This is a genomic window from Pirellulales bacterium (assembly GCA_033762255.1).
Classification (GTDB): Bacteria; Planctomycetota; Planctomycetia; order Pirellulales; family JALHPA01; genus JANRLT01.
In genome coordinates this window covers 36,706-62,961 of the sequence record JANRLT010000029.1, presented here as the reverse complement: position 1 = coordinate 62,961, position 26,256 = coordinate 36,706, and the positions used below count along the sequence as shown (strand labels likewise).

The 26,256-nt window shown below is 56.2% G+C and carries 22 protein-coding genes and 1 riboswitch; of the genes, 16 read left to right on the top strand and 6 right to left on the bottom strand.

What is annotated here, in order from left to right; genetic code table 11:
• Positions 1 to 103: 103 nt before the first annotated feature.
• From SFX18_08605 to SFX18_08595, 3 genes are all read left to right on the top strand, one after another.
• Positions 104 to 892: a PEP-CTERM sorting domain-containing protein gene (locus SFX18_08605; GenBank protein ID MDX1963201.1), complete on the top strand. Its 789-nt coding sequence runs from the start codon at positions 104 to 106 to the stop codon at positions 890 to 892.
• A 428-nt stretch (positions 893 to 1,320) separates the two neighbouring features.
• Positions 1,321 to 1,701 (top strand): cupin domain-containing protein, encoded by a 381-nt coding sequence (locus SFX18_08600; protein ID MDX1963200.1) that lies wholly within the window; start codon positions 1,321 to 1,323, stop codon positions 1,699 to 1,701.
• A 351-nt stretch (positions 1,702 to 2,052) separates the two neighbouring features.
• Positions 2,053 to 2,523, top strand: coding sequence for a hypothetical protein (locus SFX18_08595; GenBank protein MDX1963199.1), 471 nt, complete (start codon positions 2,053 to 2,055; stop codon positions 2,521 to 2,523).
• 34 nt (positions 2,524 to 2,557) lie between these two features.
• On the opposite strand, the gene SFX18_08590 is transcribed toward SFX18_08595, so the two are convergent.
• The 4 genes from SFX18_08590 to SFX18_08575 all read right to left on the bottom strand — a co-directional run bounded on the left by SFX18_08590 (position 2,558) and on the right by SFX18_08575 (position 8,940).
• Positions 2,558 to 3,790 carry a glycosyltransferase family 2 protein gene (locus tag SFX18_08590; GenBank protein MDX1963198.1) on the bottom strand — a complete coding sequence of 411 codons (1,233 nt, stop codon included), beginning with the start codon at positions 3,788 to 3,790 and terminating at the stop codon, positions 2,558 to 2,560.
• Positions 3,791 to 3,802: 12 nt separating this feature from the next.
• Positions 3,803 to 6,409, bottom strand: a complete 2,607-nt coding sequence (locus SFX18_08585; GenBank protein MDX1963197.1) for a hypothetical protein — start codon at positions 6,407 to 6,409, stop codon at positions 3,803 to 3,805.
• 324 nt (positions 6,410 to 6,733) lie between these two features.
• Positions 6,734 to 7,807 carry a DUF362 domain-containing protein gene (locus SFX18_08580; GenBank protein ID MDX1963196.1) on the bottom strand — a complete coding sequence of 358 codons (1,074 nt, stop codon included), beginning with the start codon at positions 7,805 to 7,807 and terminating at the stop codon, positions 6,734 to 6,736.
• Positions 7,804 to 8,940, bottom strand: coding sequence for a hypothetical protein (locus SFX18_08575; protein MDX1963195.1), 1,137 nt, complete (start codon positions 8,938 to 8,940; stop codon positions 7,804 to 7,806). Before SFX18_08575 ends, SFX18_08580 begins: the two co-directional genes overlap by 4 nt.
• A gap of 276 nt (positions 8,941 to 9,216) precedes the next feature.
• On the opposite strand from SFX18_08575, the gene SFX18_08570 reads away from it, so the two are divergent.
• From SFX18_08570 to SFX18_08525, 10 genes are all read left to right on the top strand, one after another.
• Entirely contained in the window at positions 9,217 to 10,767 is a 1,551-nt protein-coding gene (locus tag SFX18_08570) for a hypothetical protein (protein MDX1963194.1), read from the top strand.
• A gap of 310 nt (positions 10,768 to 11,077) precedes the next feature.
• Positions 11,078 to 11,162: riboswitch (cyclic di-GMP riboswitch) on the top strand.
• 247 nt (positions 11,163 to 11,409) lie between these two features.
• Complete coding sequence (locus tag SFX18_08565; GenBank protein MDX1963193.1) at positions 11,410 to 11,586, top strand: Flp family type IVb pilin; 177 nt, start codon at positions 11,410 to 11,412, stop codon at positions 11,584 to 11,586.
• Positions 11,587 to 11,993: 407 nt separating this feature from the next.
• Positions 11,994 to 12,581: an A24 family peptidase gene (locus SFX18_08560; protein ID MDX1963192.1), complete on the top strand. Its 588-nt coding sequence runs from the start codon at positions 11,994 to 11,996 to the stop codon at positions 12,579 to 12,581.
• Positions 12,578 to 13,090 carry a TadE/TadG family type IV pilus assembly protein gene (locus tag SFX18_08555; GenBank protein ID MDX1963191.1) on the top strand — a complete coding sequence of 171 codons (513 nt, stop codon included), beginning with the start codon at positions 12,578 to 12,580 and terminating at the stop codon, positions 13,088 to 13,090. The genes SFX18_08560 and SFX18_08555 overlap by 4 nt, the downstream gene beginning before the upstream one ends.
• 88 nt (positions 13,091 to 13,178) lie before the next feature.
• Positions 13,179 to 14,306 carry a Flp pilus assembly protein CpaB gene (gene cpaB / locus SFX18_08550; protein ID MDX1963190.1) on the top strand — a complete coding sequence of 376 codons (1,128 nt, stop codon included), beginning with the start codon at positions 13,179 to 13,181 and terminating at the stop codon, positions 14,304 to 14,306.
• 113 nt (positions 14,307 to 14,419) lie between these two features.
• Positions 14,420 to 16,213, top strand: a complete 1,794-nt coding sequence (locus SFX18_08545) for a pilus assembly protein N-terminal domain-containing protein (protein MDX1963189.1) — start codon at positions 14,420 to 14,422, stop codon at positions 16,211 to 16,213.
• A 368-nt stretch (positions 16,214 to 16,581) separates the two neighbouring features.
• Complete coding sequence (locus SFX18_08540) at positions 16,582 to 17,796, top strand: response regulator (protein ID MDX1963188.1); 1,215 nt, start codon at positions 16,582 to 16,584, stop codon at positions 17,794 to 17,796.
• A 468-nt stretch (positions 17,797 to 18,264) separates the two neighbouring features.
• Complete coding sequence (locus tag SFX18_08535) at positions 18,265 to 19,599, top strand: CpaF family protein (protein MDX1963187.1); 1,335 nt, start codon at positions 18,265 to 18,267, stop codon at positions 19,597 to 19,599.
• Positions 19,600 to 19,864: 265 nt separating this feature from the next.
• Complete coding sequence (locus SFX18_08530; GenBank protein ID MDX1963186.1) at positions 19,865 to 20,827, top strand: type II secretion system F family protein; 963 nt, start codon at positions 19,865 to 19,867, stop codon at positions 20,825 to 20,827.
• Positions 20,828 to 20,830: 3 nt separating this feature from the next.
• The gene (locus SFX18_08525) at positions 20,831 to 21,808 is read left to right on the top strand and encodes a type II secretion system F family protein (GenBank protein ID MDX1963185.1); all 978 of its coding nucleotides are present in this window, start codon (positions 20,831 to 20,833) and stop codon (positions 21,806 to 21,808) included.
• Between the two features lie 381 nt (positions 21,809 to 22,189).
• Here SFX18_08525 and SFX18_08520 read toward each other — a convergent pair whose 3' ends face one another.
• Complete coding sequence (locus SFX18_08520; GenBank protein MDX1963184.1) at positions 22,190 to 23,095, bottom strand: SDR family oxidoreductase; 906 nt, start codon at positions 23,093 to 23,095, stop codon at positions 22,190 to 22,192.
• A 431-nt stretch (positions 23,096 to 23,526) separates the two neighbouring features.
• Positions 23,527 to 24,312, bottom strand: coding sequence for an SDR family oxidoreductase (locus tag SFX18_08515; protein MDX1963183.1), 786 nt, complete (start codon positions 24,310 to 24,312; stop codon positions 23,527 to 23,529).
• Positions 24,313 to 24,575: 263 nt separating this feature from the next.
• Between SFX18_08515 and moaC the strand changes: the two genes are divergently transcribed.
• The 3 genes from moaC (at position 24,576) to SFX18_08500 (ending at position 26,002) form a co-directional block, all read left to right on the top strand.
• Entirely contained in the window at positions 24,576 to 25,136 is a 561-nt protein-coding gene (moaC, locus tag SFX18_08510) for a cyclic pyranopterin monophosphate synthase MoaC (protein ID MDX1963182.1), read from the top strand.
• A gap of 18 nt (positions 25,137 to 25,154) precedes the next feature.
• Positions 25,155 to 25,367 carry a hypothetical protein gene (locus SFX18_08505; protein MDX1963181.1) on the top strand — a complete coding sequence of 71 codons (213 nt, stop codon included), beginning with the start codon at positions 25,155 to 25,157 and terminating at the stop codon, positions 25,365 to 25,367.
• 146 nt (positions 25,368 to 25,513) lie between these two features.
• On the top strand, positions 25,514 to 26,002 hold the full coding sequence (locus SFX18_08500; GenBank protein MDX1963180.1) for a hypothetical protein: 489 nt from the start codon (positions 25,514 to 25,516) through the stop codon (positions 26,000 to 26,002).
• Positions 26,003 to 26,256 lie beyond the last annotated feature (254 nt).

Sequence of the window (26,256 nt, the reverse complement as noted above, 5' to 3'; positions counted from 1 at the left end):
CACGTTTCTTTTTAGGAGTCGCATGCCGGCATTTTGCGGAGTGCCTGAGTGAAAGATCACGAGTTTCATTCCGGTTTCTCTGTTTTTTTCTGTGAGGTGCAGCATGCGCAAGAGTTTAAAATGGTTGTTGGTAGTGGGTTTGCTAGCCAGCGGTTGGTTGGCCGGATCGCTAAATGCTTTCGCCCAACATCCCGATGTGATCCCTTATGGACTGAATGGCAAAATCGTCACTGGTTCCCATGATGATGTTTTAGGTACCGATGTTTTAGAACAGCTGGTCTACGGCTATGATTTTGGCGAAGATCCCACCGATCCCTACATCATTGGCGATCCCGGCTTTAATAACGGCGGATTTGCCGTGGGCGTCTTTCCCAATGATGGCCTGTTGCCCACGTTTAGCACATTGGCGTTTGACGTGGTGACGCAGTTGTTTTACTGGGATGGGACCGGCTCGGTTAACTTTGGCCCCGCTCCGGCGAATGTGCTATTGGGTCTTAACCGCGGCAGCAACACGGGCTTTGTGGATGGCGCGGGAAATCAAACCGGCACCTGGCCCACGATCCAGCCTACTGGTGCCGCAGGCCGCGTGCATGAGCATCTCGATTCGGAGTTGCATTTTACCGACGGGACAAATCCCGCCGCCCCCAACGCGCCCGATGGGATTTATTACATTGGGATGCAATTAAAGCTGATTCCCACCGTGAACTCCAATGGCACCTTATTGAACTCCGACCCGATTTACATCGTGTATAACAACGGACTGAGCGAGGAAATTCACGAAGCCGCGGAAGAATGGATTCAAACCAACGTCGTTCCCGAACCAGGCACCTGGAGTCTGATCGCGTTGGCTACCGTCGCGGGGGCGTGGGGTTTCCGCCGTCGCTCTATGTAGGGGGCAAATTGAAATGTAGGAGGCGACTCCGTCGCCGAATCCAAAATCGCCGTCGCTGGCATCGGCGGTATGCGGTACGAGAGTCCTCGGTAAAAAAGCACTGTGCGTTTAGTACAACATACCCAGGGGCCGTGTCCCCTGGGTTTTTGTATTTTTGGCATTCGCCACCTACTCCGCGGCTCTCCACGCGAAAAAATTGTCTCCCATCCGACATTGTTGGGACATCGCCAATGATTTTCAGTCCAGATTGAATACTATTTGGCGGCTTGTCTCAACCAACGAACGACGAACTTTACCAGTCAAGAAGGCCTATTTCATCATTTCTTAATTGATTCCACACTTTCCGATGGCCATAAACCATCTGCGAATTGCTATAATGAATTTTCGCCCAATTGTAATTCGTCATTCATCATTTGTAATTGACCCCCATGGACATTCGTAATTTACATGACGTTCCGGCGTTTACGACCAAGGATGGCTCGGAGATTCGCGAGCTGTTGGCCTATCGCAATTCGCTAATAAAACTGCAAAGCCTGGCCGCGGCCCGGGTGGCCCCGGGGTTGACGACCACGCTGCATTACCATGTCAAAAGCGAGGAGATTTATTACATTACCTCGGGCCGGGGCCGTGTGCGCGTGGGGCACGAATACCGTGAGGTCCAGCCCGGCGACGCCGTGGCGATCCCGCCCGGGGCCTTACACCAGATCACCGGCCTGGGAAGCGAAGACCTGACGTTTCTCTGCTGCTGCACCCCGCCGTACGAACACGAGGACACCGTGCTGATGGAAGAGACCAAGCTGGCGCGGTGAGACGTTAGGCTACGGAATTATGAAACCACTCAGACGCCGAGAAAGCTGGGGAATTCACAGAGCAGCCGGAGAAATTGCAAAACTTGTTATTGCCCCTGAATAGAATGCTTGTTTAGCCACGGATGAAACACTGATGAAGCGCAAGTTGCGCCATCGGTATGGTAATGCGTGATTTAAAGTTCTTGTGGGCCAACGGCCCAACCTATTCCAGCTTAGGGCAAGCGCAGCGTCGCCCTAGGTCAATATTAGCATGCTAGGAAGGGCCAACGGCCCGATTCAGCCTTCTTGACTACACTATGCGATCTATTTTTAGCTGCTGATAATACAGCCATGAATTTGAGGTAGAGCTTCATGAAACTAGCCATGCGAATTTTTGGACTTGCGGTGTTCATCACTACTTTTTCCGCCACAGTGTCGCTCGCTTCCTTTGCCTATTACCATCAAACGACTGCGGGGCGGGTGGAGCAGTTAATTATGGTTTTAGATGAGAAATATGATAGATTGCATCCCGAGTACACGCCAGCCGTGAATGAGCTAGCGAAGTTAGGTCGCCCCGCAATCAGACCGTTATTGGAAGTGATGCTGAGCGATAATGAATTCTCTCGATTGCATGCGAATATGGCCCTATTAAGGAACATTGCGTATTTACAGGGCTTAAGGGATGACCACGGTTGGGTAGGTGATGAGCGCAAAAACCGCCTTAAGTTTCGGAAATTTTGGGACAGATTGGGCAACTTAAATCATGAAGCACCTCTAGAGGAACGCCGCGCGGCGGTGGAGAAGTGGCATATATGGCTCGACTCCGGGGAACCACCGGAATAGGATGTTGACTTTTCCAAAGAACTGTCAAGCATTGTTATTTCGTTGAGGTACGGGTTGTTTTCTTCCTATTGTCTGCTGGTTTTTTGGTGGATTGTTTCCCTCGAATACTTAATTTAAGCAACTTTCTGCTCTGGCGAAGTAATTGCGCGCTATCACCGCTTTGATCGACTTTAGCCTGGGCGGCACTCTCTATCGCCGATTGCCCCTCCACCCCGGTTTCCCGCGCGACCAGGAACAGCGGCCGCCCGCGCACCTGGTCATAGATCCGCACGGCGTATTCCCCCAGCATGCTGATTCCCAGGGCGTTGAGGGCCCCAAAAAAGCTCCCCACCAGCAAATGCGACGTCCAACCCGGCAGCGCGCTACTGGTAAACAATTTGGCCCCCAGGGCGTAAGTCGCCAGCAAAAGAAATAACACCGTCGCGCCATAACCAATGCGCGCAAACAATGTGAGTGGCAGCGACGAAAACGAAAAAATCGCCGTCTTGGCCAGCCGCACCAATCCCCGCAGCGACACCCGCGGCGTGTCGTCGTACCGGGCGTTGCGCTCGACCTCCACGCCGGTTTGGCGAAAACCCACCCACGCGCGCAGACCCGGCAAATAACGGTCCGACTCGCCCAATTGTGTGATTTGCCGCACGACCCGGCGGTCCATCAGGCTAAAGTTCCCTGCGTCGGCGGGAATTTTGGTTGTGGCAAACCGGGCCAATAAGCGATGAAACCCGTCAAACAACGCCCGTTTCCACCAGGCTTCTTTGCGCTCGCGCCGCAAGGCGTACACCACGTCGTAACCCGCCCGCCACTGTTGCACAAACGTCCCGATCGCCCGCGGTTCGTCCTGCAGGTCGCTATCCATCAGGATTACCGCGTCGCCGCGCGCGTGGGCCAGTCCCGCCTGCACCGCAGCCTGATGCCCAAAATTGCGGCTCAGGTGCAAAACGCGTATGACCCCCGTGCCACTGCCGGTTTGCGTGCCGCCGCTGGCTTGCCCAGCAGTGCTATCGGCGGGAGCGGAAATTGAATTATGACTTTTGGTGTTGTGTTTTGGTAAATTCCGCTTCTTAAGAGAAGAAATATTATTTGCATGAGCAATGGCCAGTTCGTCCAAAATACGCGGACTGTCATCCGTCGAGCCGTCGTTGATAAATAGTACCTCCCAGTTCATCCCGGTTTGCTCCAGGGCGGCGGTCACCTGGGCGACCAGTTCGGGCAATACCGCGGCCTCATTAAAGACCGGCAGAACGACGGAGAGCAAGCATTGGGCCATGTTAATTACGAATTACGAATTACTAATTACAAATGCGGGGAAAGCTGAATTGCGACAAAAAAGGGTTAGAACCAATAGTGCCGCACACAAGCCTAGGCCAAAAAGCGACAACCAGCGGCCGAGTGTGTGGGACCAGGGGGCAAATTCCAGCGTGACCTGGCGACCCCCCGCTGGCACGCCGCAGGCTAGATAGTCCCCATTTGCCCGCACAACCGGCACAGGCCGACCATCGCACGTCCCTCTCCAGCCGGGGTGATAGGACTCAGTCGTGACAAGCAAGTAATCGTGATCGCGCGCGGCGGCTGCCTCTGGAGGGATGATAAATTCCCTGTAGGCTGGCAGAAATCGCTTGATTTGCGGCTGTCGGACCGCTTCCCTTTTAAAACGCAGCCGATCAATCGCGCGATCCACGGGGAAAATTTCTCCCAGAGACAACTTCAATTTCTCAACTGATAGCAATCTTGCAAACTCATTCGCATCGACGATTGCCACCTTGCCAAAGTCCACGCGCTTTAACAACTCCCCCGGCGCTGAATCGCTAACATAAACTTGCTCGATCAAATTGGCAGGGGGGACGGTATCTGCTAGTATTTGCCACCTCCGGGGATCATACCCGGCCAGTTGCGCCGCCAATTCGCTCGTTTGATAATCCAACTGGCGGCGCGGAGCCACGCCCGCATAGCCGCGCACATTGGATTCGCTCAATTGCGGATCATTGGATTTGACATTAATTCGCTTATGCCATGTTGCCGGCAAGTTGACCAAGAAACCATCACTTGCTATAGCGTGTGCGTCCTGATAGCTAAGCCATTGATCGCGAGCTTTTTGGTCGGTTAATAGTAATGGCCGGGGATGATGAAAGGCCGACGATTCTGGAAATTTTTGCCAGTAATGCAGCCCCGCATACAGGCCCACATCGCACAGCATGACCAGTTCCAACGTGCGAAAGGCAAACGGAGCTCCTTGCGCGGCGTTACCAATCAGAATAACCGATAAGATCGCCAGGGCTGGCCCCAGGACCTGATACTCCACCGGGGCGGCCCAGGTGGACCACGCCGTTTGGGCCATTACAATCAAGCCCAAGCTGACAGCAACCAACGCGGCATAGATCCACCAGAGGGAGTTGGGCAGGGTGGTGGGCGAGACAACCGGCGGGGCATCCGCCGCCGCGCAAAACTCCGCCCAGGATAACTGCTGTTGCGCGGGAGTGTTCTCTTTATTGTTTAACTGGCCATTATTTGACACACTCGTTTCAGATGCTGGTGGTTTGGCGGAACCTTGCTGCGCAGCACAGGCCGCCTGCAACAGTCTGCGCAGGCCCAAGGCCGAAAAAATCACCAACCCCAGCATGGCAATCACCATCGCCCGGCTGGGAAATCGCAGATAATTGACTAGAGGCACATAAGGGAGCACCAAACGGAGCGGGCCATGTTCCCCCAGTGCGATCAGGGTGCCGGTGACGACCAACGTCCAACCCAACAGTCGCAATCCGCGCGTCGCACGATTTGTCCCGCCGCACCAGATTCCCGTCACAGCCAGAAACAGCGGGATCACGCCTAGATAACTGGTCAGCTCGTGGGTGTTTTGTCCCACGACGCGCGTGGTCAGCAGATAGGGGGCGATCAGTTGCACCACATTCAGCGGATGCCACGAACCATTTAGCGCGTCCGCCGCCGTCCAGGTGGCGCGCTCGGAAGCGAGTAAATAATCCAAGGTGGGCAGGACCTGCGCGGCACCGATCAGCAGGCCCAACAGCTTGGCCGCGGCGTAAGCACTGTAGATTTTCCACAGTTTTATTCTGGAACCACTGGCGAATCGCCGTCCCAGCCACACGAGCGAAATTCCTTCGACAATTAGCGAATAAATGACATATTGGGGATAACCCAAGAGCAACTGCGAACCGGTCAAGAGAGCTATCGCTGCCAATAAGGCCTGCGGACTCAATAACCAAGTGCGCGGCGGGGCGGCCAGGGGGCGCGCACTATTGCGCAATGACCGTAGCCACGCGGCCTGACATGCCAACAGCCACGGAAAGTGCGCGATGACCTGCGTGGCGTTCATATGAACAATGCGCAATGTCAAGCAGCCACAACCCGCCAGTGTTAACGCTCCCCAGGCGGATGCCCGCACACCCAAGCGCAGTTGCCGCAACCAAACATACGTGCCAGAAACGATGGCCAGATACGGCCACCACATTTCGACGCTAAACGCCCATTGCAGGGGGAGCAGCCGATAGAGGAACTGGTGCAGCGGGTGATCGCCGCCGATTTGCCCCTCGCCATGCAGATAGTAGCCGGCAAACAGGGCGGGGCACCACTGCCAATCAACGTTATTAATTAAACATTGCTGATAAAAATGCCGGAGGGGAAAATGATACGCCAAAAGGTCATCATGCAATGGCAGCAGACGCAGCGCACCCCCTAGTACCACTAACAGCAACCACGATAGGACTATTCCCCCCGACCAGCGGCGGAACCAGGAAGGTTTTTGCGGCGCGCTTGTGGGAACCGGTGATTTGGTGGCATTCAGTTGCTCAACAGCAGGGTGAATCTCCGCTAAGCCACCGTGCCATTCCGGAGCGGGAAGGGAAGGAGCAGAAGGTGAGGGGAGGAGTTGCATGTCAATTACGAATTACAAATTAAGAATTACGAATTGGATTCTTACGAGTTGTTTATGGCGAAGGGATAAAGCAATATGCCTCGCCCCGGCACCCTTGCACCTTCGCACCCCTGCTTGGCAAGGAGCCAGAGAAAAGTGGCTCCTGCTCTTGCATTTCCTCCCAATATCCGGCCCCCGCCACACTTTCGGCGACGGAGTCGCCTCCTACAGTTCACCAACCACAGCCGCGACGCGCTAGCGTCCGGTTGTCGTATGAACCGTGGGCTAGCGCCCTGCGGCTGATTTCGTCGCCTAAATACAAAAAACCAGCAACCAAAAACCCACTCACGTCACAAATACGCCCGGCTTATCCCGTAAGCTGCGCAAATGCGGCACGTCTAAGATTTCAAACGGGCTAACCAGTTCTTGCCAGGATTCCCCGCGCTGTTCGATATGTCGCTGGGCGATAGGCCCCAACTTTCCCGCCGCTAGTTGCAGGTAACTGACCCCTTCGGGACGCAGGCCCATGATCCGCGCCGCGGTGGCATCAACGGCGGTGGGATTGGTGCCAACCAGGATCAATCCCAGTTGCTTGGGCGTGCCCATGATCGGGCCGTCCCCCTCCATGCAAGTGATCGCATCCACCACGGTGATGGTATTTGGCAGGCTGGCATTGATATCATGCACGGTCTGGGGGATGCCGTTGTAATGCAGCACATTCTTGGGCCAGCCATAGCGAATGCCGGGGATCGTGCCATACATGTTTTTCATGGCGGCGGTTATTCCCGCCCAATGATGCGTTTTGAGCTTTGGCAGCGAAACAATCAGATCGGCCTGGACCACGGCTTGGGGAAAGTGAAAGCCATCCAGCTTGCAGGTTTTACCGTGATTTGGAAGCCAAGCGGTCGTTTGATAATTCAGGTCGGCGAAGGGAATTTTCGCGGAGGCCAAGGCGGGGCCAAGTTGCGATTCCGCCAGGGCCATTTCGGTATCGCGGACATGTCCAGGAGCCTCGCCCACGGTGACAACGGCCCCCCAGCGGGTAAAGACCTCGGCCGTGGCGACCACCACGCTGGGATGCGTGGTGAGATGCGGCGCGCGGCGCGTCGGTTCGACCAGATTGGGCTTGAGCAGGACATTCTTGCCGCGCAGCCACGCGGTATCGATTCCCGTGGCGATCAGACCGTCGGCAATGGTCTGGACCAGCGGGCCATCGTACCGCTGTCCCCGGGCGATAAACACCCGTGCCGTGGGCGAAAGATACTCTTTCACGCCAAAATAGGCAGCGCCGGCCAACAGGACCGCGCCACTGGACATCAACAGCGTGCGGCGGTCAAAAGAATTATTTTCGGATGCTGGCGCATTCGTGCCGTTGGTGGGAGAAATGGCCTGAGGCTTGGACAAATCAGGGATTGTCATGGCGCGCCCCCCACGGTTGCCAGCTTCCCCGCATGCCAATTCACGATTGCCAACCCGCGCGCAGCACGTTCGGGCGGATTGGATTTTGCCGCATGATTCGCGGGCGACTCGGCTGTGGGAGGGATCGTCACCGGCAACTGCCGCAGTCGCGCGGCGGCATACAGTAATAATGCCAATCGATAGGGAGATCGGTCCCCTTGCCAGACACGCTGGGCCGATTTTTCCAACCAGTCCACGGCATATCGCGGGCGAATGCCTTGCGCGGCAAGCCCCAATAGCCCATAGCTGAGTGAGGCGGCGGTCGAATCCGTTCCCAACTCGCTAAGGAGCCAGGCAAGTGATTTTTTTAGTTGTGTTTGCCGTTTATAGGCGGCGGCGGAATCAGCGACCGGTGCGGGCAATTTTATCTCCCCCCCGTCGCAACGATATCCAGGGCATAAGAATGAACCCATCGCCGACGGACCAAGGGGCCAATCCGCTTCATGCGCCAGTGCCAACAGCAACAATCCCGTCGGTTGCACATGCGCCCGCAGCTCCTGCCCCAGCACGACCGTGTTGCCGTAATTGCACCCCCCCGCCGGCAAGATCCGATCAAAGAGGACCGTCACCCCTTCGCGTACGCGGGGATGTCGCCCCAGGCCATGCGCTTTCAAAGCCAAAATGGCTAAGCAAGTCGGCTCGAGCCATGTATGGGTCCCTGTCACCCAGGGCCAGCCGACTAACTCCACATCGTGCAATACGGAAAGCTCCGCATGCCCCCCCTGGCTGCGCGGCATGGTCATCCCCTTTGTTCCCAAGAGCCAATCCAACCCCTGTCCAACATCCAGAGAAGATGGGGCGGGGGGTAGCTCCGTCGCCGCGGCTTCGACGATTAACGCCCAGGTGGTGGGCCAACCAGGGATAGCGTGGTCGCGGTTTGGGCCTAGGCTGCCATCGGTGTTTTGCGTTTGGGCCAGCCAGGCGCGGGCGGATTGGATGGGGGTGGTGAACCGACGCGGGTTTGCTGATTGATCCAGGGCCAGTAGCGCGAGCGCCGCGACGGCGGTAGGCTCGGTTTGCGGCTGGCTATCTCGTTCATAGCCGCAGGGGATTTGCTGAGCCAGAAATTCGCTACTGGTGTTGATCCAATCCATACGGCGCTTGCGATTTAATGATAATGCGGGCTTTAGCCATGTAGTACGGACTTTAGCTCGTGACGAAGAGTACACTTGTGGCTATCAGTCCAAGGGGGATGGGAGACTTCCGAGGGCAAGCCTACTAGCCAAATGCGCTTTCACCGCGTCAGACTCCCGACCCCGGGGTTAAAAAAAGCTAGCTTTTTCTAAGTCCTGTGGCGGGTGTGCGACGTATTTTGTCAATAATCCGCCGGATCCTGGAAAAGCGCATTTTTTCGCCGTTTGGCTTTTGCCGTGAATACTTTTGTTGACTCCACCAGCGCGAATGACGCGAACTTGCCGCCGCATTCTCCGGCACAGGGACGGATTGCGCGGCATTTCAGTTGGGCCGCGCTGGTGGTACTGATACTGTCGATTATTCTGCGGACTTGGCGATTTGATACGTGGCCGGGCATCAACGCCGACGAGGCCTGGTACGGCGTGCAGGCGCAGCTTTTGATTGCCTCGGGGAACAATCTCCAAACCACCCCCACCACGCACCTTACAAAAAATAGCCCCCAACCGGATGTGGAATACCGCACACCCACGGGAAATGTGTGGAACCCGTTTTGGATGGGTCCGCGGGTGCTGTTGGAGTTGTGGGGAGAGCCATCCTTTGCCAAATTGCGCGCGCCGGGGCTGATCTGTGGCTTATTAACGCTAGTTGTCAATTACTGGCTGGCTCGTTGGGCGTTAGGAAGAACATTGGCCGAGATTACCACGCTGGTTTTAGCGGTTTTGCCGGTGATGCTGGCTTATAGCCGCTTGGCGTGGGATTGCTCCCAGTCGGTGCTGTTTTGTTTGCCCGTGTTATATATCCCGCTGGCCGCGCGGCGGGGAAAACTTTATCCCAGATACGCGTTAGCGCTCACGACGACCGCGGGTTTTTGTGCCCTCTGGGTGCATCCCACAAATCTGTTTTTAGCGCCGGTGGCTATCTGCCTTTGCTGGCCGCTAGTCTGGCAGGGTGTCTCCGACAAAACCCAAACATTGCTTAAATTCGGCCTGTTTGGCGGCGGATTGTGCGCCGCCTGGGTACTTGGTTGGGCGCGGGCCGGTTATCCGGCAGATTGGGGAGCTTTTGCCCAATCGCGCTTGGGGCTACCCTCGCTAGGTATTTTTCTGGGCGATGTGGTGGGAATCTTTTCCGGCGCCAGTGTTTATGAGTCGATCTCGTGGAGTTATGAGCGGGATTACCCCTGGTTGAGCGCGGTCCTGGCGACAACTTTGCTGCCTACGGTGGTGATTGTATGGCGCTATGTGGTGTTAATTAGGAACTCCGCAACGGCGAATGGCCACACTAGCGATTCAATTCCTACAATCCCTCCCGCCGATAGCGTTGACCCATGGATTCGAGAGATTGCCCACGGCACGCTGGCGGGTTGGGTGTCGCTGTTATTTGTGGCGGGGCCGGAATCACTTACCCCAGGCTATGAACGCTACGGCCTCTGGGGGGTGGCGCCGATCGCGGTGCTCTTTGCGCTCATCTTATCGCGCACGGGCGCGTATGGCTGGGCGTGGACGCAGGCGGGGGTGTTACTGGTTAGCTTTTCAATATTCTTTGTGGGAAGTTTTTGGCTGACGGGGGGACTGGCCCATCCCACGTATCGCGTGACAGAACAATTGCGCAAGGAGCGCATGGCCAAAGAGTTTCAACAAGGCCAGCGAACGGAATTTGCGCTGCGAATCGGCGAAGAGCGGTGGTGGGTGGAGTGGCCGGTGCGATATTTGACGCGCGGCGGAGGGAGGTTTGTGGAAAAACAACCGGAACATGACAGCCCCCTGCGGCCCGCGCCGGGGTCATAGCTTTATCAGCCCGCGCTCATTGTAGGGATTATGCGGGGGAGGGATGGGGAATGGCGATCCGCTTTCCCCGGGAGGTTTATCTTTTCGGAATTTTTTTGGGAATTCCTCAAGTTTTTCTAATTGCCCGAATTTGACAGCGGACAAATTCGACCTAGGGTTTGGTAGAGACGGAGCGGCGGATGCAAATCCCCTTCCGAACACGACCTTTGGGTTGTGGTAAAGCGGGTCCGGTTGATCGCGAGAACTTGTCTTTCGTAGCGAATCGCCGGTCGCGCAAGAAGTACTTAGGCCTGTGGGGGCCGGGTGACATCCTCGATAAAGGCAAATCCGCCGTCAGGCGGAGACGCAAAGCCCAAGGCCCGCGAACAACCTTTGCGGGCGGCTGGGTTACCGAAAGGGTGGGCGACGGATTTTTAATCCGGAGCTAAACGGGTTTGAGCGGTGGCAAATCGCCACTGGTTAAAATCCGGCCAACGAGCGATGGTGCCGGGGTTCCACAATCATGTTGGTTTTTTCGCGGCGACACAGGCCGACGAGGCATGCTGGCATGACCTCGCGTCCGCGGATGAACCTTGGCAATTTTTTGTTTTTCGGCGGCAGGGTCGCGGGTGTGCCGCGGTGTTGTCACCGAGGGAGGACCACATGCAGAATCTGTTTTTGAACGTGAAGAAATTTTTGAAGAGTGAAGATGGCCCGACCGCCGTGGAATACGCGGTGATGTTGGCCCTGATCGTGATCGTCTGCTTGACGGCGATTAACTCGATCGGTACGAACGCGAATACCACGTTTACCAACGTGGCGAACTCGATCGCTAGCTAAGTCCTAAGTTGTGGTGTGCCCTCGCCAGATCGCGTCGGTGGTGTTCCCCCCCGACGCGATCTTGGGGTGGGGCGGGTTTTTTTCGGGGCGGCGCTGCCTCGCGCGGTCGCACGGATTTCTCCGCACAGGCGGAGGATGCCGTACGTTCGGGCGAGGTTTGCCATGCGCTCAGGGAAAAATTTTTTTGCCCGGCGGGCGGATCCGCCGACGAAAAAAGATTTTCGCAAAAAAATGGACTCTTGTGGCCGGATGTAAGCTAGGGTTGTCGGGCACGGGTCGGCGTGGCGGCGGAAAACTGGCTTTTCCGACGGGGGTTGCCTCCCCGGACCGCCAGGCCTTCCGGGAACCTCCGGGATTGCCCGGGGGACAATTACCTTTTGCATTACATCCGACAGCAGGTGAGACTCATGGATTTTCAGACACTGGGAACAGCGCTGGTTACCAATTGGCCCGTGTGGTTTGTCACGATCACGTTGATTGTCGCTGCCTGGATTGATGGCAAGGAACTGCGAGTGCCAAATTGGATCACGTTTCCCATGATCATCAGCGGCTGGGTGTATTGCGCGCTGCAGCCGCTCTGGGGATCCGGGGAGCAACTGTGGTACCAGGGCCTATTGCTCAGCCTGACCGGCACGGCGGTGGGACTGGGGCTGTTGTTGCCGGCGTATGCCATCGGCGGCATGGGGGCCGGAGATGTAAAATTGCTGGCAGGCGTCGGGGCCTGGGTGGGGGGAACGCACACGTTTTACGCCTTTTGCTGGTCGGCGGTCATTGGCGGGGTGCTGGCCGTGCTGATGGTGCTATCGCGGCACGCCTGGGGCAAGCACAAGAATCAATTTTTTATGATCCTGCACGAGATCATGACCATTGGCAAACCAGGGGAGTTGGCCGCGATTGCGGCTGAACGCAAACCGCGAATGTTTTTGCTGCCGTACGGCATTCCAATCGCTATTGGCTCGATCATGTACTTCTTTTGGGCGGGGATGTTAGTATGAACCAGCTTGCTAGCATGAAAAACCAACCAGTGTCGCGGGACGGGCAAGAAAAAAATTCCGCCGACTTAGCCCCCCGCGGGCCGATACAGGTGGAGAAGCTCTGCCGTTCGTGCCGAAGAAATCGACGGGGGGCCGCCGTCGTTGAATTCGCCGTCGTGGCGCCGGTCTTCTTTTTGTTGGTGTTTGGCATTATCGAATATGGACGGATGGTGATGGTGCAACAACTCATCACCAATGCCTCCCGCGAGGGAGCCCGCCGCGCCGTGTTGGATGGAGCCACCACCGCCGCCGTGCAAACCACGGTTAACAATTACCTGGCCAGCGGCTCGATCACGACCGCCACCGTCACCGTCACCCCCAACCCGCCCAGCAGCGCGGCTTATGGTGCTCCCGTGACCGTGACCGTGTCGATCCCGTTTAACCAGGTTAGTTGGCTGCCGTCGCCGTTGTTTTTGGGGGGGAAAACCCTCTCATCGTCGGCGGTGATGCGCCGCGAGACCGTCCAGTAACGGGCAGTCCGCGGAATTGTTTTAGGATTTTTACTTTGTAGGATGGAGCCGGATTTTTTCCGCTTAGTATTCAGACGGCAATTTTCCCATGCGTACCAAATCAATCGTACTTTTGCTCTTGGCCTTGGGTTGCGGCTTGATTGCCTCCATCGGCATCAGCCAGGTCATCCAAAACAACCGCCTGCCGGACGTTCCCGTCCTGGAGACCGAGGAGGTGGTGGTCGCGGTCAAGGAAATCAAAATTGGCGATAAGATCAAGCCCGACCAGATCAAACTGGAACCGCGCACCAAGTTAACGATACCCAAGGGGGCTTACAAATCGATTGACGAAATCGTCAAGGCCAACCTGCCCCTCCGGTCCAATGTCTATCCGGGGGAAGTGCTCTTGGCCGATCGCTTTAAGTCCGAGGACCGCATGGTCGCCCGCAAAATCCCCTCCGGATTTCGCGTCTTTACCATCATGGCGGACAATGTCAGTGGCGTGGGCCTGATCGAGGCGGAAAACCGCGTGGATGTCACGTTTTATTATTCCAGCACCGGTCCCAACCAGGAATCCGTGGCCAAAACCATTTTGTACAATGTCAAAGTCTTTGCGGTGAACGGCGTCTGGAACAACGGCAATGAAACCGACGAAACCAACTCCGCCGTCAAAAATGTGTCCTTGCTGGTCACTCCCGAACAAGCCACGATTTTGGGCTTTGCCCAGGAACGGGGCAAGTTGAAATTATCGCTCCGTCCCGAAAATGAAGAGACCGTCAGCGGGCAGGACTTTGACATTGCCAAATTGCAGGACATTTTGCGCGGAACCGGCAATCGTTCCAATGACGAACAGACCGAGCAGAAAAATATGGCCACCAACACGTTGTCCAAATTGTCCGATGTGGGAAGCTCCTTTTTGAGCGCCCTGCGCGACTCCGCCAAGGAAGCCCACGGCAACGACAACCCGTCCGCCCCCGCGCCGGCCTTGCCATTTGACACGTTTCGCATGACGATCCTCGAAGGATCCCAAGAGCGGGCGGTGGAGTTTAGCAAAGCCAAGGAACCGAATGCCAAGTGGCAAAATAATCAAACGGGCACTGGTTTCGGAGCGGGAGCTCAGCGCTCCCTCCCGACCGCGCCCGCCAGCTTGAATTCTCCGGTCACGACGCACACGCCCGCGGCTCCCGCGACGAACGGTGCGGATAAAACCCTGGATTTGAGCACGTTGAGCCTGTAGTGTCGGAATTCTAGCGAATTCCGCTACGCGGTGGAACGCGGTGCGTCAGGAGGATGCCCGCCAGTGATAGTGCCGTTTGCTTGTCCCGTAACAGCTAACGCAAGGAACCACGGATGGTCACTCGCATCTTTGCGCGGTTGCGCGCCTGGAAATTTCAGTTTTTACTCTGCCAGGCGGCGGCTTGGTCGTTAGCCGGGATGGTTGGTCCATCGGCCCCGGCCCAACAGTTGACCGGCGCGACCGGCGCTGTCGGCCCGCAAGAGCAAATCGCGGCCCTGCCCCCCTCGTTTGGCGAAGCGGCCCCCGCGAATGTCGTCCACAAGATTCGCGCCGCCAGCGAAAAGCTGGAAATGACGGCCAACACCAGCCGCATTGTCAAGCTGGATCAAAAAATCCCCCGCGCCCAGGTCAATAATAAAGACCTGCTGGATCTGACCCCGCTCTCGCCGAACGAAGTGCAAATTTTTGCCAAAAAACCGGGCGTGACCCAGGTCAATCTGTGGGACGAATCCAACAACATCACCACGCTGGATGTGATTATTTACGGCGATGCCCGCGAGTTGGAACAAGTTCTCGCCCAGCAGTACCCCAATTCCAGCATTCGCGTCCGTCCCATCGCCAATAGCGTCATCCTGACCGGCTTTGTCGATAGCCAGGAACAAGTGAGCGGGATCATCCGCATCGCCGAGGATTACTATCCCAAGGTCATCCCCAATATCACCGTCGGCGGCGTCCAGCAAATCGCCCTCCATGTCAAAGTTATGGAAGTCAGCCGCACCAAGCTGCGGACCCTGGGCATGGATTGGTCGTTTTCCAATGGTTCGGACTTTGTGGTGTCGGGCGTGAGCGGGCTGATCAGTGCCACCGCCGCCCAGGCCGGCACCGCCACCGCCGCGGGGGACACGATCCGGTTTGGCTTTGTGGATGGAAATAACAGCTTTTTCGCCTTCTTACAGGCCTTGCGGCAATACAAGCTGATCAAGGTGCTGGCCGAACCGACATTGATCACGGTAAGTGGTCGCCCCGCATTTTTTAACGCGGGTGGCGAGTTTCCCGTGTTAGTACCGCAAAGCTTGGGGACGGTGTCGATCCAGTATAAGAAATATGGCACCCAGGTGGACTTTGTCCCGATTGTGCTGGGGAACGGCACGATCCGCCTGGAAGTCCGCCCCCGAATCAGCGAAATCGACTCCACCCGTAGCGTCACGATCAATGGCACCACCGTCCCGGGCCTGCGGGTCCGCGAAGTCGACACCGGCGTGGAAATGAAAGCGGGTCAAACCCTGGCCCTGGCCGGTTTGGTCCAAAGCCGCGTCGAATCCGACAGTCGCGGGATCCCCTGGCTGGCCGACCTGCCCTATTTGGGCGTGCCGTTCCGCCGCAATGCCGAGGAAATCAACGAGGTCGAGTTGTTGATTTTGGTCACGCCCCAATTTGTCAACGGTGTGGACGCCAGCGAAGTTCCCCCCTGTGGTCCCGGTATGAGCAGCACTAGTCCGGCTGATTGCGACTTTTACTTCCGCGGTTACATGGAAGTCCCCAACTGTGGGCCATGCGCTCCTGGTTCGAATTGTGATGACGGGCAATTTTTGCAACCGACGACCAATCAGGTGATTTTGCCGGGCATGCCCAGCGGGCCGACAGTCGCGCCTTCCACCAAAGCGGAGGATTTGCCGCCGGGGACTAGCTCGGCCGTCCGGGGCGTGGGAAATGTGCCATCATCCCCGTACCTCGCGACACCAGCCAACGGAGTGCCCCAAACCGCCAGTCGTCCGGTTCGTCCGGCGGAAGCCGCGCGGGGAGAGCTGATCGGTACGCGGGCGGTTCCTGGTCGTTCGGCCGCGCCTACCACTCGACCTGGTTCTAATAGTGGCGGCTTGATCGGTCCTATTGGTTATGACGAATAGCACGGTCGGGGACCTAGTAAGGCTTGCGGGATGGAGGCGGGGGTGGCGCAGCGGGCGCGACCCCCTGCTCATTCGCTGGGAATGGCGAATTAACCGTTAAACATTGGCATATTTGCGTTCCACATCAAGTCCCGCAGGTGGAACAGCGAAGATAAGGATGAAGGGATGGCAGGCAGGATCGGGAATGGGCTTTAAAGCCGCGAAAGCACATCACGACCCATCTCTAGCGAGCGCGAATATAACGATTTTCGGGGCAGAAAGTGGAAGTTTGCGGTTACCTGCAATCCACCGTGGCAGAGCGGGTAGGCGGTTTTCAAGCTAAAGTTGAACACACGCTGCGCTTCCCCTGAAGTTTCCCCGAAAGAACCATGAGCAACGTCCAGCGGATTGCGATTGTTGACCCCAGCGACTCGTCCCGCGATTCGCTAAAATCGACACTGCTCGGCTTGGATAAAGTCTGGCTGGAAGCAGAATGCTCGCGCTATGAATTTTTTGCGGACGTGGTCGCCCAAACCCACCCGGACATCGGGATTGTGGCACTGGATAGCGACCAAGAAAAATCGCTAAAGCTGCTAGAGCAAGTCACCGCGAACTCTCCCGAATGCAGCATTCTGGTGGTCAGCAGCTCTTCGGACGGGGCTCTCATTTTGCGGGCCATGCGGGCCGGAGCAAAAGAGTACCTGACTAAACCGCTCAAGCTGGAAGACCTGATTAACGCGCTGGAACGCATCGGCGATCGCCGCGGCGGCAAAGGGGATGCCAAGCGAACCGGCTGCGTCGTGACCGCCGTCGCCGGTGCCACCGGCGGAGTCGGCACCACCAGCCTGGCCGTTAACCTGGGCTGTATTCTCGCTTCCGACCAAAGAAATAGCGTGGTGCTGGTTGATTTGGACCTGTGCCTGGGGGATGCCGACGTCTTTTTAGATACGATTCCCGACTATACCCTGGCCGACGTCTCGCAAAATGTGGCTCGGCTGGATTTTGCGCTGCTCAAGCGCTCATTGACCAAACATTCATCGGGCTTGTATCTTTTGCCCCGGCCCGTCCAGTTAGAGGATTCGCGGCATATCGGACTGGATGACATGCAGCGGGTGTTTGGCCTGCTCAAGGCCACTTTTACGCATATGATCTTGGACCTGAGCAAGAGCTATAGCGAAATCGATATGCTGGCCATGGAGACCGCCAACCATGTGCTGTTGGTCACGCAAATGGATTTGCCCTGCCTGCGGAATGTCGTCCGCTTGATGATGTCCTTTAACGAGGATCCCAAACTTAAGGACAAACTGCGCGTGGTGGTCAACCGCGCGGGGTTGGATAACGGCCAAATCAGCCTGAAAAAAGCCCAAGAAACTATTGGCCGGGAAATCTTTTGGCAGATACCCAACGATTATCGCACCATGGTCGAAGTGCGAAACAACGGCGTGCCGCTCATCGAGCATGCGCCGCGGACGGCGCTCTCGCAAAGTATCGTGAAATTGAGCGAGCAACTAGGGGGAGAGCCAAAGCCCGCCACCGATGCCGCCAAGCCAACCAGCACCCTGGGGAAGTGGCTGCCCATGTTTGCCGGCAAAAAGGGAGGGTAGGGGGGAAGTGAACATTAAAAACATTACTGTCGCTTGACAATATTATTGCCCCTATAAACGTAATAAATCCGTTACCACACCTCGATGAAGCAACTTGGCGTGACGCTTAATGGACTATTTAAGCATGAAAGCTGCATGGAAATGATCGTTATTCCTAAGCAACTCATCATGCTGTAAACGTTCTAAGTTCTTTGCAGGTAATAAGATCCGGTAAGAGTATCCGGAGTTCTCACGGTTGATAAATAAAAAATCCACCGATTTTTCAAAAAGCTCTTCCCTGCCCGGCATTCGTACGCTTTTTGCCACACTTGCCAAAAATCGTGACCTAGACTTGCTTAGCAAAAAACCGGCTTGCGCGCGGAATGTGCGCGCGAGTGGCCTGGGGGGGTGGGGTCAGCGACCCGCCCCAGGCGAAAGTTTGCCACCGATGATTGATTGCTGAGTTTTTATCCCGGATGCGAGTAACTTATGCCTCCTGTTAAACAATCTCCCCTGCCCACGCGCCCTGGTGAAAAGAGCGGTGCTGTCGAGTTTGACCTGTTAAAACGGCGAATCCATTCCAAGTTGGTGGACAAGCTGGATCTGACAAAGATTGGCGATTTAGAGGGAGATGTCCTGCGGCGCGAGATCCGCCTGGTGGTGGAGCATTTGTGCGATTCCGAAGACACCATGCTGAATCGCGTCGAACGCGACAAGCTCGTGGACGAAGTGTTGGACGAAACATTTGGCCTGGGCCCGCTGGAGTTGATCCTCAAGGACAACACCATCAGCGATATTATGATCAACGGGCCGAAAAACATTTATGTGGAACGCCGGGGAAAAATGGAAAAATCCCCCGTCCAGTTCCGCGATAACCAGCATTTGCTGCAAATTATCGATCGGATCGTCTCGCGCGTGGGCCGACGTGTGGACGAAGTCTGCCCGATGGTTGACGCCCGGTTGCCGGACGGCTCGCGCGTGAACGCGATTATTCCTCCGTTGGCGTTGGATGGGGCCAGCGTGTCGATTCGGCGCTTTGGGTCGAATCCCCTCAAGCTGGAGGACTTGCTAAATTTTAAGGCCTTTACCCCGGAAATGGTGATGTTGCTGGAAGGGGCGATCAAGGCCCGCCTGAACATTATTATCGCGGGAGGGACCGGCTCTGGTAAAACGACGCTGCTGAACACCCTGTCTAGCTTTATTCCACACACCGACCGCGTGATTACGATCGAGGACGCGGCCGAGTTGCAATTGCAACAGGATCACGTGGTTCGGCTGGAAACCCGCCCGCCAAATATTGAAGGCAAAGGGGCGATCACCGCCACCGACTTGGTGCGGAACGCACTGCGGATGCGGCCCGAACGGATCATCATTGGCGAGTGTCGCGGGGCCGAGACCCTGGACATGCTGCAGGCCATGAATACCGGCCACGAAGGTTCCATGACCACGATTCACGCCAACACCCCCCGCGACGCGGTGGCACGTATCGAAACCATGATCACCATGGCCGGATTTGAATTGCCGTTAAAGGCCATGCGTTCACAAATTGCCAGCGCGGTCGACTTGATCATTCAGGCCAACCGCATCCAGGGGGGAAAGCGCCGGATCACCCACATCACCGAGATTGTCGGGATGGAGCAGGACACGGTGGTCATGCAGGACATTTACCATTACCACCAGGAAGGCGTGGACGAGCAAGGCCGGGCGATCGGCCGGTTCGAAGCCACCGGCGTGCGGCCGACGTTTATGGATCGACTGGAACAAAGCGGCGTGCGCTTGCCCGCCAGCGCGTTCCGCCAACGCGTCATGCTGCGTGATGATTAAACTTTCGTAGCGGAATTCGCCAGAATTCCGAGGACGCAAGAAACACCCGGAACTTTTTAGCAAGTTCCGTCACCCAAACTAGTGCGGGCTTGAGCCCACAAATACAGGATTTTTTTGAGGCAGGTTGAACAGGGTCAACATGATTGAACGGGCCGTTGGCCCTGCCAATAATGTGACGTTTTTTTACCTAGGGGAACGCTGCGTATGCCCTAGGCTGGGATCGGTCGGGCCTTTGGCCCGCAAAAGAGAAATACCATTGCCCATGATGTCCATTTTAATTCCAATTGCCGCTTTTTTTGGCGTCGCCGCCCTGGTCGGGGGCCTGGCTTTGTGGCTGCGCGGCGGGACCGAAGAGGCCATGGAAAGTCGCCTGGCCCAATTGACCCTCTCCAAAAATGCCCCCCGCGGCGATCTGTTGGCCAAGCAAAGCGTCTTGCTGCAACCGCTGGATATTTCAGCAAATTCGCTGTCCGACGCGATCGCCCGTTACCTCAATTTGCAATTGCTGTTTGATCAAGCGGCCATAAATTTGACGCCGCTCAAATTCATGCTGATCACCGCCGGTTGCGCGGGGGCCGGCATGCTGACGATCACCACGCTGCGGCTGCACGCGGGGATTGCCCTGTTGGTGGGGCTGCTCTCCGCCACGTTTCCGCTGCTATATGTGTTGTTCATGCGCAGCCGCCGATTTGCCGCCTTTGGCAAGCAACTTCCCGACGCGCTCGAACTGATCGGCCGGGCCCTGCGTTCCGGACACAGCATCGGCGCGGGATGCAACCTGGTGGCCGAGGAAATGTCCGAACCAATCGCCGGTGAATTTAAAAAGGTGTTTGAGGAACAAAATCTGGGTATCACGCTGGAAGAGGCCCTCAACAATATGACCTCCCGCGTCCCCAACCTGGATCTGAAATTTTTTGCCACGGCGGTGATTTTACAGCGCCAAACCGGCGGCGACTTGGCCGAAATTCTCGACAAAATCGGCGACTTAATCCGCGAACGCTTTCAAATCTGGGGCCAGGTCCAGGCCCTTACCGGCGAAGGCCGCCTGTCGGGGATCGTCCTCTTGGCTCTCCCCCCGGCGCTATTTGTCGCCGTGTACCGCCTGAACCCCGATTACCTTAACGTCTTGTTCACCGATCCCTTGGGCAAGCAAATGCTGGCCGGCGGCATTTTTATGCAGCTCTTGGGCGCATTGGTCATTCGTAAAATCGTCAATATCCAGGTGTAACCCGTGACCGAACTTTTTGCCTCTACCATCGATTTTGCCACCATCCTCCCTTGGGCGGTCTTTGGACTGTTTGCCGTCGGGGCGTTTTGGGCGGTCGAATATTTCTCGGGCGATAATAAACGCGCGGGGGAACGGCTGGACGAATTTAAGGACCCCATGCTGCGCCGCAAGCGCGAAGAAGTTCGCACCAAGAAAAATGACGCGATCAGTAAAGTCCTGGAAAAAACCAACGCCCTGGCCGCGCCGCTCCAACCCAAGACTGAACTCGAGACCAGCAAATTGCGGCTGCGGCTCTCGATGGCCGGTTTTCGCCACGAAGGAGCGGTCAATACGTTTTTGGGCCTCAAGTTTGCCGGTTTGATCGCGGGTTTCTTTTTTGCCGGGGGGCCGATCCTGTTGATCCGGGGGTTTGACCAGACAGCATTGACGGCGACGGTGCTTTCCATCGGCTTTCTGTTTTATTTGCCCGATATTTGCATCTGGTTCATTAAACGGAGCCGCCAGCAACAAATCTTTTTGACCTTGCCGGACGCGCTGGACCTGCTGGTGGTTTGCGTGGAAGCGGGGTTGGGCCTGGATCAGGGGATGCGCCGCGTCAGTGAAGAACTAAAAAAGGTCGCCCCCGTGATTTGCGGCGAGTTGCAACTGTGCAATTTGCAATTGCAAATGGGCCGGGCCCGCAGCGAAGTGCTGCACGAATTGGGGATGCGGACCGGCGTGGATGATCTGCGGGCGCTATCAGCGATCTTGATTCAAGCGGACAAGTTTGGTTCTAGCGTCGCGCAGGCGCTGCGCGTGCAAAGCGACTCGATGCGGACCCGCCGCCGCCAACTGGCCGAAGAAAAAGCGGCAAAAACAGCGGTAAAACTGATCTTTCCGCTGGTGATCTTTATTTTCCCCGGCATTTTTGTGGTGCTGGTCGGCCCCGCCGCCATCAAGATGGTACGCGAAATGTTTACCAAGATGAATCCGGGGGGCTAGAAAATGCCCAATGCGCTTTGGGCCCTTTGAAATCCAATTTTTTCAAAGGGCTAGAGAATTCACCGCGATACGGGGCACACATAATACGATGGAACATCGATGACGCGGTGCGCGAGGATATTCGCGGCGTTGTTTGCAGGGAAGATACGGAAGGATTAATTGATTGCGTTTTTTTATTTCACCGTGCCTATCCCTGGCGCAGCGAATTTTAGCCAAGGACGGGCTTAGGGGATTATAGATAAATATCGAACGACTGATCTTGAGGGGAATATCTAAAGATCAGTGAACATCTCGTTAAATCTCCATGATCCGTGTGCTGTGGATTACTTGTACTTATCCGTGATTGAGGCGGTAAATTCCACTCTGCGGTTCATTTGCCCGTTACGCGGCGCGGGAGGATGTGGCGGTGGTCTCGACCGGTGGTATCGCATGCGGCCCAGCTAATGTTGCCGATGAAGCGCTCGTCTGGATGGTCGCGGTTGGAGATGGGCGATGTTTTTTGCGGGTGATTCGGTTTAGAAAATCCAGCACGCCGGGAAACCAGCGTTTGGCACGCCAGAGCGCGTGCGCCATCAACGTCACCAAAACCATTCCTTGATTACGTTCTATCGCACGAATGCCGGTTGCCGCGACCGTCTCGGGCGTAGCACACAGCCAGTTGGGCGGATTGGGAACGGCCCGGTCGGGGCGGCCACTGACGGCGGCATTGTACAAATTGGTGGTGACGGGGCCGGGGCACAGGGCCGTGACGCCGATGCCGCGGCGGACATATTCGGCCCGCAGGGCTTCGCTATATCCAACCAGCCCAAATTTGCTGACGTGATAGGCGGCAAAGCGTCCCGCCGCCACCAAGCCTGAAATACTACAAACGTTCAGGATATGAGCCTCGGGCAGGGTCAGCATCCCCGGCAACAGGGCCGTGGTGATTTGAATAGGAGCCAGCAAATTGATTTGCAAAAGCCAATCCCATTGCGCCTGGGACATCGTCTCGGTCGGACCATAAAAGGCCACGCCGGCATTATTTATCAGCAGGTCCACCGTTTCCCACTGTTGCCGCACATCCGTCACCAGCCGGGAAATTGCCGCGCGATCCGTCAAATCGCAAACCAGCGGCAGCGCCTCTGTACCGGTAGCCTGACAGGCGGTGGCGACTTCCGCCAGCGCCTGCCGGTCTTTGTCCACTAAAATCAGTCGTACCCCTTTGGCGGCTAATTGCAGGGCAAAGGCCCGGCCGATTCCACTGGCCGCGCCGGTCAACAAACAACGTTTATTGAGCAGTGTTTTCATGCTGGAGCTTCCATGCTAAGGGTCATGCGGAAATCTGGGTGAACCGGAGGAACGTGGAGCGGGCTTCAGCCCGAAACCCAAAATATTTTTAGCTTAATTCGTTTGTCGCAGCGGTTGAATCGGGCCTTTGGCGCTTCCATTCATTTATTTCCATTGACCTAGGGCGACGCTGCGCTTGCCCTAGGCTGGGATAGGTCGGGCCTTTAGCCCGCGGGAATTAAACGCCTTTGGTCCACTAATGCTTGATCAACGAATGATCTTTACACGTTGTAAAGATTTGAAAGGTTAGTAATACGGATTTGCACGGAAGTCCTTCATCTGTGTTACATCCGTAGGTATCCTTGGCTAAATCCAATCTCAAATTTGAAATCTCAGATCGTATTTGAATTCAACTTGGTGCTGATGCTGTTGTCCCTTGCTGACGTGGCGGGCTAGCTGTTTTTCACCACGCGGGCGGAGATGGCCGCCCCCCAACTGCGCGGCAGCAGCCGCGCCGCAAAGTTATTCAGCGTATACGCCCAGCCCGGCGTGATCAGCAGTTGATTATGGGCCAACCCCTTTAAGCCCGCGCGCGCGACCAGCTTTGCATCCAGGGTCAACATCCGCATCCAGCGGGTTTTGGCATGTTGGGCCACCTCGTGAAACTCAGTATCCATAAATCCGGGCGCTAGCGCGCTGGCCCGCACTCCTTGTTTGCGAAATTCGTATCGCAACCCTTGCGTAAGCGCGATGCCGTATGCCTTGCATGCGGAATACACGCTATAACGCGGGATCGGCTGCACTCCGGCGTAGGAACAGACTTGCAAAATCCCTCCCGATCCACGCTGAGCCATTCCTTCGGCAAAGTGTCGGGCTAGTTGCGTCGCGCTAGTTACATTGACAGCGATCATCTCGGCTATTTGCTGCGCGGACTGCTGCAAAAACGGCCCAAACACCCCAAATCCCGCATTGTTAATCAACAATTCCACGGGTAATTGCAAAGCGTCGACAGCGCCGCATAATTGGCGGCTTCCTCCCTCGTATGCCAAATCAGCGGGTATAACCCGTACTTCACAGGGACCTCGTTGTTGTAATTCGCCGCATAATTGCAGCAATCGTTCCCGCCGCCGGGCGCTGAGAATGATGTTATATCCTTCTGTCACCAGCAACCGGGCAAATTCCACGCCCAATCCGCTGCTCGCGCCGGTTACTAACGCCCAGGGACGGTTGTTGGCCATGCGTTGATTGCCGCGCGGTTAAAGGAGCGGCTGTCCCCAAAAATCCAGGTCTCTTTTGCATATAAAACAAGGCCAAGCATAGCAATTGCGCCCGGTTGGGACGAGGTCGATGTTGCTAGCAAATACGTTGATATTGCTTGTGGCTGGATGATAAAATGAAAACTCGGTCTCAGTGAAAAATCACCATTCATTGCGGCGAATTGACGCGAATGCAATTCGCCCTGGATCGTCTCTCCTTTACCCTCATACGATGCTTGGCCCTTATGTCCGATCTTACCCATTTTGACAGTTCTGGCTCCGCCCATATGGTGAACGTGGGTGAGAAGCCCGTCACCGCTCGGCGGGCGGTGGCTGGGGGGGTGGTGACGATGCGGGAGACGACGTGGCGGATGATCGCCACGGGGGAACATGCCAAGGGGGACGTGCTGGCCGTGGCGCGGTTGGCAGGGATCATGGGTGCCAAGCAAACAGCGGGGCTGATCCCGTTATGCCATATTTTGCCGCTAGAGAGCGTGTCGGTTGAGTTTGCGTTGCTGCGACCCGCGGAAACGACCGTTGCCGCGGCGGCCGCTGACGACACGCGGGCCACCGTGGATTCCACGCGGGATACCAATGGAGGGGCTGAATTTGCTCAACTCGAAATTCGGGCTACGGTCACCGTCACGGGCAAGACGGGCGTGGAGATGGAGGCCCTCACGGCGGTTAGCGTGGCCGCGCTCACGATTTATGACATGTGCAAAGCGGTGGATAAGGAACTGGAGATCGGCCAAATCAGGTTATTGGAAAAAGCGGGGGGAAGAAGCGGGGAGTATCGGCGCGTATAGTCTTGTCAAGCTATAATAATGGCAATGCAGCTTAATTATCCACTTACCGCAATGGAATATCACCGCTTAGTCGCCTGGCTTGACGAACTCATCGACGAAGTCGGAAATGACGAACACCATCCGTTGGCGTCCCTCATGGAAGTGATTGGTATCCTGATAGAAAAATACGAAGATGAGCATGTGCCGGAGTTAACATGTAGTCGCTATGCCAAAACTCCACAAATGCTTTAACCCATGGGACTACGCAACCGAAGGCTAGCCCCATACGGTTCAAATTTCGGCAAAAAAATCTCGCAACCAGCCCAAGATTCGCTTTCTAGCGGCGAAAGCGTCTTGTTTCAACTTCTTTCACACGTTTCATTCTTTAGGAGCACGTCATGTCCAATTCCCCCGATTCCCTCGCACTCTTATCAGCCCGGATTGCCCGCCTAGAACAACAAAATCGCTGGCTAAAGCTGGGAGGTGCGTCAATTGCCGTTCTTGCCGGAATGGCGCTGTTTTTAGGGGCGGCCCGGGACACCAAACCCCCAGTGATCGAGGCGGCGGGGTTTATCATGCGGGACGCCAACAATGTCCCCCGCGTGGAAATCACCCGTGACGGCTTTTTTATCAATAACGAAGACGGCAAACACCGCATCTCGATCTTTGCTGGCAAAGAAGGTGGAACCGGCATCGGAGTATTTGCCGACGACACCTATAAAAAGCAAGTCCTGTTGGGAATGCAACCCAAGCTTAATTTTTGTGGAATCACCGTGAACGACGACAAAGGGACCAACCGCATTTTTCTCAATACCGTCAATGGTAAGCCCAAGTTGGAATTGCAGGACGAAACGGGCAAGCCCTTTTTTGTGCAGTCGCAGCCATAGGCGGGGCTAATCCGCTTTCTTGCGGGGCTGGCACTTTGTAAAGTCACCCAGCATGAATCGGTTATTACCGGTTGACGCAACCGCTTTGCGTTAGGAATCCATCAACCGGCCCTCTTTCAGAGAAAGAGAGATACCGCTATCGCTTGGTTATTTGGCGATATGGTGGATCATCGCCCAGGGATTTTGCTTGCTTTCCCATCATATAAAAAAGCCCTCCCCAGTCTGTCTGGGGAGGGCATAACTCATTGCTGTCG